This is a genomic window from Flavihumibacter profundi (assembly GCF_020076305.1).
Taxonomy (GTDB): Bacteria; Bacteroidota; Bacteroidia; order Chitinophagales; family Chitinophagaceae; genus Flavihumibacter; species Flavihumibacter profundi.
In genome coordinates this window covers 409396-422699 of record NZ_JAIQXE010000003.1, presented here as the reverse complement: position 1 = coordinate 422699, position 13304 = coordinate 409396, and the positions used below count along the sequence as shown (strand labels likewise).

Genomic DNA, 13304 nt, shown 5'->3' with positions numbered 1-13304 from the left:
CCGGGATATTAATATTTTAATTTCAGGTAAACAGGGCAATGGTCGCTATGCTTTACATCGGGGTAAATGTCAGCATCCAGTAATTGCGGTTGCAGCGCTTTTGTGACATTAATGTAATCGATACGCCAGCCTTTATTGTTAAGGCGTACGCCTGGAAATCGCTGGCTCCACCAACTGTAGCGGTGTGGTTCCGGGTGGAATTGCCGGAAACTGTCTACCCAGTCATGCTCCAGAAACTTGTCCATCCAGGCTCTTTCTTCCGGCAGGAATCCGGAAGATTTTTTATTGCCTTTGGGATCATGGATATCAATTTCGCGATGGGCTATATTATAGTCGCCACAGACAATCAGTTTTGGTCTTTTTTTTCTTAACAGTTCCGTGTACCCGAAAAATTCTTCCAGCCACTGGTATTTATACTCCTGCCGCTCATCACCTGATGTTCCTGAAGGAAAATAAGCGTTGATTAGGGTAATATCTCCATAATCTGCCCTGATGACGCGGCCTTCTGCATCACTTTTCATGAACCCGTTCCCGAATTCTACATTGTCTGATTTTATTTTGCTGAATATGGCAACACCACTATAGCCCTTTTTTTCTGCAGAATACCAATAATCATCAAAACCAAGTGCCTGGATCGATTTGTAATCTACATTATCGCGATGCGCTTTGGTTTCCTGCAGGCAAATAATATCTGCGGGGTCTGTTTTCAGCCAGTCTATCAATCCTTTATTCATCGCAGCCCTTATGCCGTTAACATTGTAAGATATAATTCGCATAACCCGTTTCATTTAATTAAATTGATTCTCAGTTTTACCAAAATTATTGAAATGGTTCAGCATAAACCAATAATTCCCCCGAAGGCGCAAATTTACCTGGAAGGCCCCAAGGACCGTAGTTATGAATTACTTTTCGCATTCCGCGTTTTCAGGCAGTTTATTAAAGGTTTCAGGACCCTTCACTTTCTTGGTCCATCTATCACTGTGTTTGGCTCCGCGCGATTTTCTGAAGACCATCCTTATTATGTAATGGCCCGTGAATGTGGCAAACGAATTGCCGCACTTGGGTTCAATACCATGACCGGTGGTGGGCCCGGCATCATGGAAGCTGCCAATCGCGGGGCATTTGAGCATGGCGGGAGGTCTATCGGCTGTAATATTCAGTTGCCCTATGAACAGAAACTCAATCCATATGTAACCACTTCAATAACATTTGAGCATTTTTTCGTAAGAAAAGTATTGCTGGTTAAATATTCCTATGCATTTATTATAATGCCTGGCGGTGTAGGTACCATGGATGAATTTTATGAGACATTAACCCTTGTGCAAACCCACACGATTACCCGGTTCCCAATTGTGCTGATGGGAAAAGCGTATTATCAGCCGGTTCTTGATTACCTGAAATTTATGGCCGAACAAAAAACTATCAGTTGGGAAGATATCAACCTGGTGTTGCTGACAGACAGTATTGATGAAGCCATGGAGCATATCAGTAAGTATATTAAATCGAATTATGAGGTTAAGCCCCGTAAAAAGCGGTGGTGGTTATTCGAGAGAAAATAATCCTTTATCTTGAGCTGAATTTAAAAATGGCCAGCGAAACAGACATACAGGCTCCCGATACCTGTTCATCATGCGGTAGCCGCATGGAACCCGATGCGGTGGTTTGCTACCAGTGCGGAAGCCCAACTGTTCCCTCAGAGGAGTGGGAGGGCGCATATGAAAGATACCGTGGCCTGGTAGTTACTTTTTTCAGTATAAATTTAATTGTTTGCCTCATTTTTAATTTTTGGCCACCGGCAGGAGAGACCTTAACCGGACTAATAATTGTTGATGTTTTTCTATTTGCCTGTGCTATATTTTATGCTTACAGGATGCGGGAACTGGTCAGGCCATTGCTTGCCTGGAATCGCTTTTCCTGGTGGAGGCTGGCATCGGTTATTACAGTGGCAGTGATCAGTGCGATTGTGGTAAACTATGGTGTAAAATGGATCAACCGGAGTGTGTTTGACCGCGATCTCTATTATTTTGCCTCTTTCCGGGAATTGCCTTTTCCCAAAATTTCCATGTTCCTGCTGATTGCTTTTTTTCCGGCATTTTCAGAAGAACTGGCTTATCGCGGGGTGATCCAGGCAGGGTTATTAAAAATAATGCATGGCCGCCAGGCTGTAGTAATGACCGCCCTTTTGTTTGCCATCATCCACATGAGTATAATCTCCTTTGTTTGGTTACTTCCATTTGCCTTGTTCCTGGGCTGGCTTCGTCAAAGGACACAGACAATCTGGTACGGTATCATTGTACATTTTTTCTTCAATGCAACTACCTGTTACCTGGAATTGCATGAGCTTGGTTTATTATGAGCTAACAAATTTCAAACCGACTATAGATGCAACAAGGGTCGTTAAAAAAAATAGCCGCCAGAAGTCGGCGGGTTCTTTAAAAACCAATATCCCCACCACGACAGTACCAATCGCGCCAACGCCCGTCCAGACCGCATAAGCCGTGCCAATGGGTAACGTTTGGGTCGCTTTGTACAGCAGGTACATACTTAAAGTAAGGCAGATAAAAAATCCGCCCATCCATAAAGTGGACAATGTGCCGGCTGTTTCTTTTGCTTTACCTAAGCAGGTGGCAAAGCCAACTTCAAACAAACCGGCAATGATTAGTAATAACCAGTTCATGGTGAAATTATATTTATCCTTTACGCTTCGTCTTCAAGTATTGGCCTTAGCCAGCGGGTGACTTCTTCCAAAGGCATTTGCTTGCGTTGTGCATAATCTTCCAGTTGGTCGGGCTTAATTTTCCCTACACCAAAATACTGGCTTTGGGGATGCGCAAAATACCAGCCGCAAACTGAAGATGCCGGGTACATGGCCAGTGATTCCGTTAGGTGGATGCCAGTACTTTTTTCTCCGCCCAGCAAATCAAAAAGTTTAATTTTCTCAGTATGGTCGGGACAGGCCGGGTAACCAGGAGCAGGCCTTATACCGGTATATTCTTCCCTGATGAGTCCTTCGGTATTTAAATGCTCATCTTTTGCATACCCCCAGAATTCCTTACGGACCTGTTCATGCAACCATTCTGCAAAAGCCTCCGCGAGCCGGTCGGCCAGGGCCTGCAGCATAATTTTATTGTAATCGTCGTGATTGTCCTGGAACCTTTTAATATGTTCTTCAATACCATCTATGGTAACAGAAAAAGCACCGATAAAATCAGGCTTCCCGGTGTCTGCAGGAGCAATAAAATCGGCCAGTGAAAAATTGGGTTGCCCCGGTGCTTTTTTGATTTGCTGCCTGATGGCTTCGAGTTTCACAACTGAATCTCCCCGTTTCACAACTATTGTATCTGCACCATCTGTATTCGCAGGCCAGAAGCCAACCACACCTTTCGCGGTAAGCCATTTTTCTTTTATGATTTTGTGCAACAGGCTTTTTGCATCTTCAAAAAGTTTTGTTGCTTCCTTCCCTATAACTTCATCTTCCAGCAGTTGCGGGAACCTGCCACCTAATTCCCATGCAATGAAAAATGGTCCCCAGTCAATATATCGTGATATCAAATCCAGGTCTGCGGCATCAAATGCTTTTGTACCGGTGAAACCTGGAACGACAGGATTGTAATCAGCCCAGTTAATCTGGACTTTGTTTTTCTGTGCCGCATTAAAATCGATATACTGTTTGATGGTTCTTTTACGCTGGAAATCATCCCGCAATTTTTCATATTCACTGCCGGTATCCTGCAGGAATTTTTTCTTGCTTTCTTCATTTAGTAAAGATCCGGCAACGGTTACGCTCCTTGAAGCATCAAGCACATGCACAACACCATGGTCGTATTGTGGTGCAATCTTAACTGCGGTATGCATGCGGCTGGTTGTCGCTCCCCCTATCAATAGCGGCAACACCATGCCCCGCCTTTTCATTTCATGGGCAATATGCACCATTTCGTCGAGGGATGGTGTTATTAATCCGCTTAATCCAATAATGTCTACTTTTTCTTTGATGGCAGTATCCAGGATTTTATCGGCAGGAACCATTACACCGAGGTCAATAATATCATAACCATTACACCCCAGCACCACGCCAACAATATTTTTGCCAATATCATGCACATCACCTTTTACGGTAGCCAGTAAAATTTTTGCCGCACTTCCCTGTTTGGCTAATGGATTGTTTTTCTTTTCTTCTTCAATGAAAGGGAATAGCCAGGCTACACTTTTCTTCATTACCCGGGCACTTTTTACCACTTGCGGTAAAAACATTTTCCCTGCACCAAACAGGTCGCCCACTACATTCATGCCATCCATCAGCGGGCCTTCGATAACATCCAGGGGGCGTGGATACTTCAGCCGCGCTTCTTCAGTATCGATATCAATGTAATCAGTGATGCCGTTGATGAGGGAATGAGTGAGTCTTGCTTCCACTGTATCCTTTCGCCAGGCTTCATCTTTAATAATCTCTTTGCCTTTTGCTTTAACGGTTTCTGCGAAATTGATCAGCTTTTCGGTGGCTTCATTATTATCGTTGTTGCGGTTCAAGATCACATCTTCACAAAGCTCACGAAGTGCGGGTTCAATTTCATCATATACTACCAGCTGGCCGGCATTGACAATACCCATATCCATACCAGCTTTAATGGCATGAAACAGGAATACGCTGTGCATTGCTTCACGGACATGATCATTGCCACGGAACGAGAAGGAAAGGTTGCTCACACCCCCGCTTACTTTTGCCAGCGGCATATTTCGTTTAATGATGCGTGTTGCCTCGATGAAATCAACGGCGTAATTATTATGTTCTTCCAGCCCGGTAGCTATAGCAAAAATATTGGGGTCGAAAATGATGTCCTGAGGATCGAACCCGACTTTTTCGGTCAGGATCTTATATGCCCTTGTGCAGATTTCCACTTTCCTTTCCAGGGTATCTGCCTGACCCTTTTCATCGAAAGCCATAACGACCACTGCTGCCCCGAAAAGCCTGCAGATATTGGCCTCCCGGATAAATTTCTCTTCTCCTTCTTTCATGGAGATTGAGTTAACGATGCATTTTCCCTGGACACATTTTAATCCGGCTTCAATGATTTCGAACTTCGATGAATCGATCATTATAGGAATGCGGGCTATATCGGGTTCGCTTTGCACCAGGTTCAGGAAGGTCGTCATGGCATGTACGCCGTCGAGCAGGGCATCATCCATATTTACGTCGATGACCTGTGCGCCGTTTTCCACTTGCTGGCGGGCTACTGATAATGCCTCTTCGTATTTATTTTCGCGGATCAGCCGCGCAAACATTTTTGATCCGGTAACATTGGTTCGCTCTCCGATATTTACAAAATTTGTTTCCGGACGAACGACTAAAGGTTCAAGTCCGGCTAAACGCAGGTATGGTTTAATGCTGTTCATTATGCAATGGCAGTTTCAACAACGGGAAGTTGCCTTGGTTTGAATTGTTTAACGTGTTCGGCGATATGGCGGATATGGTCCGGGGTGGTGCCGCAGCATCCGCCTACAATATTCACAAATCCTTCGCGGGCCCAGTCTTCCAGGAAGTGGGCGGTTTGCTCGGGTTGTTCATCATATTCTCCCATGGTATTAGGAAGCCCGGCATTTGGATATGCTGAAGTATAGCATGATGCGATATGGCTAAGTTCCTCTATATGGCTACGCATGTCTGCTGCACCAAGTGCGCAGTTCAGCCCGATGCTTAATGGCTTGGCATGCATAAGGGATATATAAAAAGCTTCCAGCGTTTGTCCGCTTAAAGTTCTCCCCGACGCGTCAGTTATAGTTCCGCTGATCATAATCGGCAGTTCCGGTTTTTTTGTATCCTGGAAGTATTTCTTAATGGCAAAAATTGCCGCTTTGGCATTAAGGGTATCAAAAATAGTTTCTATCAGCAGCAGGTCTGCACCACCATCCACAAGGCCACTCACCTGTTCATAGTAGGCTGCCACTGCTTCATCCCATAATAGCCCGCGGAACCCCGGGTTATTGACATCTGGGGAAAGGCTCAGTGTTTTATTCATGGGACCAATAGCGCCGGCAACAAAGCGTGGCTTGCCTGGTGTTTGAGCGGTGAATTCTGCGGCCGCTTTTTTTGCAATTTTTGCTGCTTCGAAATTGATTTCATAGGCCAGTGATTCCATGTGGTAATCGGCCAGGCTCACGCGCTGCGCATTGAAAGTATTGGTTTCGATGATGTCCGAGCCGGCAGATAGATATTCGCGGTGTATACTTTCAATGATGGCTGGTTGGGTAAGGCAAAGCAGGTCATTATTCCCTTTCACGTCCGAGGGCCAGTCCTTGAATCTTTCGCCGCGATAATCAGCTTCTGAGAGCCGATGCCGCTGTATCATGGTACCCATTGCGCCATCTAAGACAAGTATCCTTTCCTGCAATGCTTTTTTGAGGTCGGTCATGTGCTTACATTTTAAATAATCAACTGGTGAACCAGTGGCTCACAATCTTGTTGAACTTAATAAACGCGGGGGAAATCAAGAAGGAAATTCCGGAGGCATTTATTAGTTCAGTTTACCCGCTGGTAAAGGCGGGCGACAGGCCGAACAATAAATAAATCCGCCTGTGCAGGCGCAAAGATACGAAGAAAGTGAATAGTGAATAGCATAACCAGGGGTATGGGGTCCTTAAACACGTAACTGCTCAACGGGCATTCGGTGCTGGAGGCTTCGGGCGAGGGTCATTTCATCGGCATATTCAAGTTCTCCGCCAAAGGAAATTCCCCGGGCAATGGTGGTGATTTTTATGGCTGACGGTTGTAATTTTTTCTGGATATAATAAATAGTAGTATCGCCCTGTATTGTGGGGTTAAGGGCAAAGATGATTTCAGTTGTTTCCTCTTCTTTGGCGCGCTTGAGCAGCGGGTCGATATAGAGTTGATCGGGACCGATACCGTCAAGTGGTGAAATGATACCGCCGAGAATATGATAGGTTCCATTGAATTGCTGTGTGCTTTCAATAGCAATTACATCCCGGATACTTTCAACTACGCATATTATGTCCTGCTTTCGCATGGGATTAGCGCAAATGGTGCACAGCAGGGTATCCGAAATATTGAAGCAACGCTGGCATAAATGTGTTTCTGTGCGAACGCGGGTAACTGCGCTGGTGAAAGCCTGCACTTTTTCGGGATCCTGTTTCAGCAAATGAAGTACCAGCCGAAGTGCTGTTTTTTTTCCAATGCCGGGCAATTTACTGAATTCATTAACCGCCTGTTCCAATAAGGCCGATGGTAGTTGCATACTGCAAAGTTACAAGGTAATATCCACTTCGTTATCCCAGTTGGCTTTGATGTTCAGCTTTTTGGCAATGGCCTGTACTTTTTCCGGCTGGCGCCTGGTACCAAAGAAACTGCCATGATCCCAATGGCCATTACCATTTTCATCATAGAGCACCTGTAATTCAAATTCCGCGGGCCTGAACCGCTTGATGAATAATTCACGCCCTTTTATTGGATAGCTATACATGATTTTTTCTGCCTGGACCAACAGCAAAACCGGCTTTCGCGAGGTGTCAATATTGGAGAACCGCAGTTTAAGGCTGCCATAATCGCTGTCTTTCATGGTGCGAAAATGAATGGTATCATTTTTTGTTAGTGATTTTCCAGTACTGTCGGAAGCCATGCCTTTTTCAGCAATAATATTGAATTCCTGTTCCAGCGGCCAGTTGTACCTGAGTTTAAAAATGGTATTCGTGCTGTCTTTTTCCAACTGGTAATTTGTAATGTTTTCAAATTTATTATTGGTGAACCTGAATTTAGTGGAATCGAATTCTTTTAACGGTGCAGCAAAAGTGATAATAAGGGGTTGCAATATGTCTTGCTGGCCACCCTGCATGTTTAAGGAATATTTTAAGCGCTTATCTTGTTTCTCCTCCTCAGCAGATTTCTTTTTGGTGGCAGGCTGTGTAGGGGTAGTTTTGCCTTTTGGTTTTTTGATTTCAGCAGGTTCAGCGTAAGCATAAAGTATAATGGGTTCCTGTGATCCGTTCAGTACAACAGGTTTGTCTGCGAACGCGAATAACTGGCTTGGAGACATATAGGATCTTCCACCTCCTTCACTTTTTAAAGCGTAGATCGCATAAGTGCCAGGCGCCAGGTTAGTGAAATTGAATTTGCCTTCTTTATCTACATGGGTATAATACCTCGGACGGTCATTAACAATTGCGGAATCATCAAGATTTTTATGCAGCACAACAATCAGCGTACTATCTGTTTTACCGTTTTCTGCGAGAATCACTTTCCCGGGCAGTTCCATGGAATCAAGGTAAGTGCCCGTAGTAAAAATGTACCTGAAATTCTTTAGTGGGTTGTTCTCGTTAACATCCCTGATCGCTTTACCGAAATTGATAACATAAGTTGTATTTGGTTCCAGGGTATCTTTTATCCGGACAGTTACAGTGCGGAGATGCGACTCCACTATTGGATTGATTTTCGGGGTCGGACTAACCAGAAGGTTTTCCTGGATCTGGTCGAGTGTTACATATTCATCAAAGTTGAACACTATTTTTTGGCCGGTGAAGTTTTTAACGGAATCACGCGGTACAACTGAAATGAGTACCGGTGGCAGGGTATCTCTTGGTCCGCCAAGTGGCGGGATGATATTCGCGCACCCTTCCATCAGGCTGCTAAACAGCACAAGCATACATAGCACAAGGGCAGAACAGCACAACTTTGGAGGCGCAGAAGCCATAGCGGTCAATGATTTTTTCAAGATGCAAACTTAGCCGCTTTTAGATAGATCCCGAACCTTTTTACCATTTGGGGGTTGTTAAATTACAATCTTTACAAATGGCTGTTTATTCTATCAAAACTGTTCAGCGGCTGCCCGTATCCCTTGACAGGGCCTGGGACTTTTTTTCCAGTCCGGCTAACCTTGCCGATATAACGCCCAACCACCTTGGATTCCAGATCATTTCAGCGCATCACGGCGAAAAAATGTATGCCGGCCAGATCATCGAGTATACGGTAAAGCCTTTATTAGGCGTGCCATTATACTGGATGACCGAAATTACGCATGTAGATGCGGGTAAGTATTTTGTAGATGAACAAAGGTTCGGGCCATATGCCATGTGGCACCACCAGCATCATTTTAAGGCTATTGAAGGTGGGGTTGAGATGACTGATATCGTGCATTATAAACTGCCCCTTTGGATATTGGGTGATGTAGCCAATAGCCTGTTTGTGCGGCAACAGCTCAACGGAATTTTTAATTTCCGGTTCAGGAAAGTCGAAGAATTATTCGGTCGCTGGAATTAACCCGGCATCCTGGCGATATACTTCTCTATCTGTTTGATCTGGTCTATGATTTGCGGGGTGGTTGGTTTCAGGGCTTTTGCCTTGCGGAAAAAATCTTTTGCGCTGCGAAATTCCCTTTTGGTCATCATGATGCTGCACATCTGGAGGTATGCCGCAGCTTCATTTTCCTTGTCGGGTAAACCTTTGCGTAAGGCCATGCGGATATGGCTTTCAGCACCCTTCAGGTCGCTGCGTTGCATGGCGATCATGCCCATCTGAAGCAAACTTGCACCTTCGGCTTCCTTCATGGGCATACCCAGGTCCAGGCCCTTTTGCATCATTTTTTCAGCACCGTCATAGTCCTGCTTCATCATGGCGATATTCCCCTTCAGGGTATAAAATACCGAGCGGATGGGTTTGTACAGCAGGTTGGGATATTTAATGGCGGAAAGCACTTTTTCGGCTGCTTCCATATCGCCGGATTCCATATGCTCCTGAATGAGGCGCATTGGGCCAAAGAAAAAATGGCCGAAAATAAGGATGGCACCAATCAGGTAAGGCAGGAAGGCAGGCCAAAAACCGCCGTAAATATTGGTTACTACGGCTAGGATCAGGAAGGCAACACCGATATACAGTCTATAGCGGATAACTAAATTATAAAACTTCATAATGTTCAAATGGACGGCAAAGATAGGGAAGGGCAGGCTATTTTACCCGCCGGGTATTACCTGCCGGGTAAAACCCGGCGGGTAAAATAAATTAAGTTAACATGTTGTAATTGAGTAATATGTGTGACTTAATGGACGCAATTATAACAATACCGATCGCTGAATAGGCAAAACCATTATTTTTGCTGCCCGGAAGAAAATTCCTGGTCCCGTAGTTCAATGGATAGAATAGAAGTTTCCTAAACTTTAGATACAGGTTCGATTCCTGTCGGGACTACAAACAAGTGATAACCGCATTATTAATCACTGATTTATGATGCGGTTTTTTTATGTCCCTATGTTGTGGATATGCTAATTTTTCGTCATTTAACATACCTCATTCCCGTTTAACAATTGCCATAGGTACTTTTATTCCCTGAAATGATGTTGGAACATCTCCTGAAACGAATAAAAGGAAAATCGTATGAAGTTATTGGCTATTGCTCTAGTATCTCTATTCACAGTTACTTCCGCAACCTGGTTTACAGATTTTACGGAGGCTAAGAAGGCCGCACTGGAAAAGCACCAGTATATTTTACTGAATTTTTCCGGGTCTGACTGGTGTGGTCCCTGTATCAGGCTGCATAAGGAAATTTTTGACAGTGAAGCATTCACTTCATTCGCCAACGAACAACTGGTGTTGGTTAACGCTGATTTCCCGAGACTGAAAAAAAACCAGTTGCCTAAAGCGCAGGAGCAACAAAATGAAAAATTAGCAGATACCTACAATTCAGCCGGCCATTTTCCGTACACAGTTTTATTAAATGCTGATGGAAAAATAATTAAGGCCTGGGATGGTTTTCCCAAGGAAAGTGCTGAAGCATTTACCAATGAAGTCAAACAGGCAATAGATGCCGGCAACTAAAAACGCCATAGCATCCTGTATTCATAAACAGGCTATGAAGCTGATGGGAAACCGTTTTGAAATTACGGTTGTTTCCCCTGATGCGGAATGGGCCAATGACAGAATTGCTGCTGCTGTTGCAGAAATAAAAAGAATTGAGCAATTACTGACTACTTATGACGAGAACAGCGAAACCAACCAGGTGAACCGGGCAGCCGGTATATCTCCTGTTAAAGTAAGCGAGGAAACATTCCAGCTGATAAAGCGATCCATCAGGATTTCAGATATAACACAGGGAGCATTTGACATTACATACGGTTCTATAGATAAAAGACTCTGGAACTTTGACCAAACAATGACCCGTTTGCCTGATGCCAAAACCGCAAAAAAAATGGTGCGGCTTATTAATTACAGGAACATCCTGTTAGACGAAAAAGAGCATACTGTTTATTTAAAAGAAAAGGGAATGCGTATTGGCTTTGGTGGCATCGGCAAAGGGTATGCTGCTGAAAAGGCAAAGCAGTTGCTGAAAGAATCGGGGGTTGAGAGTGGTATTGTGAATGCCTCAGGTGATTTGGCCGCATGGGGAGTGCAACCTGATGGGAAGCCATGGACAGTTGGAATCGTAAATCCGAATTTCGCCAATAAAATATTCTCAGTGCTTGAGGTAACGGATATGGCAGTAGCCACATCCGGCAATTATGAAAAATTTACTATGATTAATGGCGTAAAATATTCCCATACCATTAATCCCCGGACCGGCCTGCCGGTGCAGGGGATCAAAAGTGTTACGATAATTACCCCCAATGCGGAAATTGCTGATGCCATGGCTACTCCTGTAACGATAATGGGTATCCGCACGGGCCTTGATATGATCAACCAGCTAAAGAATATTGAAGCAATTATTATTGACGATAACGATAAAATTTACACTTCGGGAAACCTGCATTTTGCATAAATAATTCATCATGAAAAAAATAACCGGTGTTTTCTTTGTCTTTCTGGTCTTAGGCCTGGTTTCCTGCACATCAGTAAAGGAGTACCAGAAGAGCAAGCTCAATGATTCAGACATGTCGCTGGGAACCAGGAAAAGCCAGAAAACAGAATTGAATTTTCAAACTTACCGGGAAGGGTCTGCCGGTGCAAATGGTGGCAAAACAGGCGGCGGTTGCGGCTGTAATTAATTTCAAACAATTATTTTATTGACATGCGAAAATTGTCTTTGGCCGTAATTGGCTTGTATATCAATCTTGTCAGTGCTTTTGGACAAAGCAACCGCGCCGATACACTCTACGATCCCAAGCCATTGCGGCTGGACGAAATTAACCTGGTATCAAGCTATTATACCCAGGAGGGGAACCATTCCGCGGTAATGGGAGGTTTGGGTAATGAACATGTTGTGGATTTTGCCAATGGCCTTGAATTGAAATTTGTTGGATGGGACATGGCGCATAACAAGCATACGCTGAGCGGGGAAATAGGTTTCGACCACCACACTGCAGCTTCTGCTGCCTATGTTTCCAAAACCGGTGCATCTAATACAAACGGAACCCGCTTTTACCCCTCGCTTAACTATACTGTTGAGAATATCAAAGGGAATAGTTTTGGTTTCGGTACCTATTTTTCAACTGAATATAATTATAAATCTTTTGGATTGGAAGCCCATGCAACCAGGAAGATTAGCTCAAACACTGAAATCAATGGTAAAATTTCAAATTTCTTTGACAAAGTGACGCTGATCTATCCCTCTGAATTAATTCCTGCTTCTGTGCCCACCCAACCTTCAACGTATACAACTGCAAGTGGCAGGGTTGTATCAGGTGACGGCGAGTCAGAAAAAGAGAATATACCTACCAGCCCAAGGAACACGTTTACATTATCCACTTCCGTAGACCAGATTGTAAATACCCGCATGCAGTTTAGTGTTATGTTGGACCTTGTTGCACAAAGCGGATACCTCGGCCTGCCTTTTCACAGGGTTTATTTTAATGACGGTACGGTGCATGTTGAAAACCTGCCTAGTTCACGGGTAAAAATACCACTTGGTTTCAGGCTAAATTATTTCCTGGGTGATAAGGTAGTTCTGCGCAGCTATTACCGGTATTATAAAGATGATTGGGGAATAACTTCACATACTGCTGAACTGGAAGTGCCGGTTAAGATTACCTCCTTCTTTTCTGTTTCACCTTTTTACAGGTATTATACCCAAACGGGGTCAAAATATTTCGGTGCTATCGGAACACATACGGCTGCTGACCAATATTATACCAGCAATTATTCCTTATCTGCTTTGAACAGTCAGTTTATGGGTGTTGGCATTCACCTTGCGCCGCCCGGTGGTATCTTTAACCAACATGTAAGTGCTATGGAGGCCCGGTACGGACATTACACCCAAACAACAGACTTATATGCACATGTTATAACCTTTGCCTTCACATTTAAATAAAGGACATTCAAAATTGAAGAATAAAAAAGCAGGTGGCAACCCACCTGCTTTTTTTATACTTTGGTT

General features: G+C 44.2%; 14 protein-coding genes and 1 tRNA gene. 8 read left to right on the top strand and 7 right to left on the bottom strand.

Annotation, left to right across the window (positions count from 1 at the left end; translation table 11 throughout):
- Positions 1 to 8 precede the first annotated feature (8 nt).
- Entirely contained in the window at positions 9 to 776 is a 768-nt protein-coding gene (locus tag LAQ65_RS16485) for an exodeoxyribonuclease III (RefSeq protein ID WP_224118096.1), read from the bottom strand.
- A 51-nt stretch (positions 777 to 827) separates the two neighbouring features.
- On the opposite strand from LAQ65_RS16485, the gene LAQ65_RS16480 reads away from it, so the two are divergent.
- Together LAQ65_RS16480 and LAQ65_RS16475 are read left to right on the top strand one after the other, a co-directional pair.
- Complete coding sequence (locus tag LAQ65_RS16480; RefSeq protein ID WP_224118095.1) at positions 828 to 1559, top strand: LOG family protein; 732 nt, start codon at positions 828 to 830, stop codon at positions 1557 to 1559.
- A gap of 26 nt (positions 1560 to 1585) precedes the next feature.
- Positions 1586 to 2356 (top strand): CPBP family intramembrane glutamic endopeptidase, encoded by a 771-nt coding sequence (locus LAQ65_RS16475; RefSeq protein WP_224118094.1) that lies wholly within the window; start codon positions 1586 to 1588, stop codon positions 2354 to 2356.
- Here the strand turns inward: LAQ65_RS16475 and LAQ65_RS16470 are convergent.
- From LAQ65_RS16470 to LAQ65_RS16450, 5 genes are all read right to left on the bottom strand, one after another.
- Positions 2351 to 2677: a DMT family transporter gene (locus LAQ65_RS16470; protein ID WP_224118093.1), complete on the bottom strand. Its 327-nt coding sequence runs from the start codon at positions 2675 to 2677 to the stop codon at positions 2351 to 2353. The genes LAQ65_RS16475 and LAQ65_RS16470 overlap by 6 nt on opposite strands.
- A 20-nt stretch (positions 2678 to 2697) precedes the next feature.
- The gene (metH, locus tag LAQ65_RS16465; RefSeq protein ID WP_224118092.1) at positions 2698 to 5391 is read right to left on the bottom strand and encodes a methionine synthase; all 2694 of its coding nucleotides are present in this window, start codon (positions 5389 to 5391) and stop codon (positions 2698 to 2700) included.
- Entirely contained in the window at positions 5391 to 6407 is a 1017-nt protein-coding gene (locus tag LAQ65_RS21280; protein ID WP_224118091.1) for a homocysteine S-methyltransferase family protein, read from the bottom strand. Before LAQ65_RS21280 ends, metH begins: the two co-directional genes overlap by 1 nt.
- Positions 6408 to 6632: 225 nt before the next feature.
- The gene (gene recR / locus LAQ65_RS16455; protein WP_224118090.1) at positions 6633 to 7247 is read right to left on the bottom strand and encodes a recombination mediator RecR; all 615 of its coding nucleotides are present in this window, start codon (positions 7245 to 7247) and stop codon (positions 6633 to 6635) included.
- 9 nt (positions 7248 to 7256) lie between these two features.
- Positions 7257 to 8717, bottom strand: a complete 1461-nt coding sequence (locus LAQ65_RS16450) for an Ig-like domain-containing domain (protein ID WP_224118089.1) — start codon at positions 8715 to 8717, stop codon at positions 7257 to 7259.
- A 77-nt stretch (positions 8718 to 8794) separates the two neighbouring features.
- Between LAQ65_RS16450 and LAQ65_RS16445 the strand changes: the two genes are divergently transcribed.
- Positions 8795 to 9262: an SRPBCC family protein gene (locus tag LAQ65_RS16445; protein ID WP_224118088.1), complete on the top strand. Its 468-nt coding sequence runs from the start codon at positions 8795 to 8797 to the stop codon at positions 9260 to 9262.
- Here the strand turns inward: LAQ65_RS16445 and LAQ65_RS16440 are convergent.
- A complete protein-coding gene (locus tag LAQ65_RS16440; RefSeq protein WP_224118087.1) occupies positions 9259 to 9909 on the bottom strand; it encodes a tetratricopeptide repeat protein in 651 nt (216 codons plus the stop codon). The two genes, LAQ65_RS16445 and LAQ65_RS16440, sit on opposite strands and share 4 nt — an antisense overlap.
- 205 nt (positions 9910 to 10114) lie before the next feature.
- Here LAQ65_RS16440 and LAQ65_RS16435 point away from each other — a divergent pair.
- The 5 genes from LAQ65_RS16435 (at position 10115) to LAQ65_RS16415 (ending at position 13238) form a co-directional block, all read left to right on the top strand.
- Positions 10115 to 10186, top strand: a tRNA-Arg gene (locus LAQ65_RS16435).
- 186 nt (positions 10187 to 10372) lie between these two features.
- Positions 10373 to 10813 carry a thioredoxin family protein gene (locus tag LAQ65_RS16430; RefSeq protein ID WP_224118086.1) on the top strand — a complete coding sequence of 147 codons (441 nt, stop codon included), beginning with the start codon at positions 10373 to 10375 and terminating at the stop codon, positions 10811 to 10813.
- A complete protein-coding gene (locus LAQ65_RS16425; protein WP_224118085.1) occupies positions 10800 to 11750 on the top strand; it encodes an FAD:protein FMN transferase in 951 nt (316 codons plus the stop codon). The genes LAQ65_RS16430 and LAQ65_RS16425 overlap by 14 nt, the downstream gene beginning before the upstream one ends.
- 10 nt (positions 11751 to 11760) lie before the next feature.
- Entirely contained in the window at positions 11761 to 11976 is a 216-nt protein-coding gene (locus tag LAQ65_RS16420) for a DUF4266 domain-containing protein (RefSeq protein WP_224118084.1), read from the top strand.
- Between the two features lie 23 nt (positions 11977 to 11999).
- Entirely contained in the window at positions 12000 to 13238 is a 1239-nt protein-coding gene (locus LAQ65_RS16415; RefSeq protein WP_224118083.1) for a DUF3570 domain-containing protein, read from the top strand.
- The last annotated feature ends 66 nt before the right edge of the window (positions 13239 to 13304 follow it).

Bases quoted from the DNA above. Each gene is read 5' to 3' on its own strand.
- LAQ65_RS16485 (WP_224118096.1), bottom strand. From the start codon at position 776: ATGCGAATTATATCTTACAATGTTAACGGCATAAGGGCTGCGATGAAT.
- LAQ65_RS16480 (WP_224118095.1), top strand. From the start codon at position 828: ATGGTTCAGCATAAACCAATAATTCCCCCGAAGGCGCAAATTTACCTG.
- LAQ65_RS16475 (WP_224118094.1), top strand. From the start codon at position 1,586: ATGGCCAGCGAAACAGACATACAGGCTCCCGATACCTGTTCATCATGC.
- LAQ65_RS16470 (WP_224118093.1), bottom strand. From the start codon at position 2,677: ATGAACTGGTTATTACTAATCATTGCCGGTTTGTTTGAAGTTGGCTTT.
- metH (WP_224118092.1), bottom strand. From the start codon at position 5,391: ATGAACAGCATTAAACCATACCTGCGTTTAGCCGGACTTGAACCTTTA.
- LAQ65_RS21280 (WP_224118091.1), bottom strand. From the start codon at position 6,407: ATGACCGACCTCAAAAAAGCATTGCAGGAAAGGATACTTGTCTTAGAT.
- recR (WP_224118090.1), bottom strand. From the start codon at position 7,247: ATGCAACTACCATCGGCCTTATTGGAACAGGCGGTTAATGAATTCAGT.
- LAQ65_RS16445 (WP_224118088.1), top strand. From the start codon at position 8,795: ATGGCTGTTTATTCTATCAAAACTGTTCAGCGGCTGCCCGTATCCCTT.
- LAQ65_RS16440 (WP_224118087.1), bottom strand. From the start codon at position 9,909: ATGAAGTTTTATAATTTAGTTATCCGCTATAGACTGTATATCGGTGTT.
- LAQ65_RS16430 (WP_224118086.1), top strand. From the start codon at position 10,373: ATGAAGTTATTGGCTATTGCTCTAGTATCTCTATTCACAGTTACTTCC.
- LAQ65_RS16425 (WP_224118085.1), top strand. From the start codon at position 10,800: ATGCCGGCAACTAAAAACGCCATAGCATCCTGTATTCATAAACAGGCT.
- LAQ65_RS16420 (WP_224118084.1), top strand. From the start codon at position 11,761: ATGAAAAAAATAACCGGTGTTTTCTTTGTCTTTCTGGTCTTAGGCCTG.
- LAQ65_RS16415 (WP_224118083.1), top strand. From the start codon at position 12,000: ATGCGAAAATTGTCTTTGGCCGTAATTGGCTTGTATATCAATCTTGTC.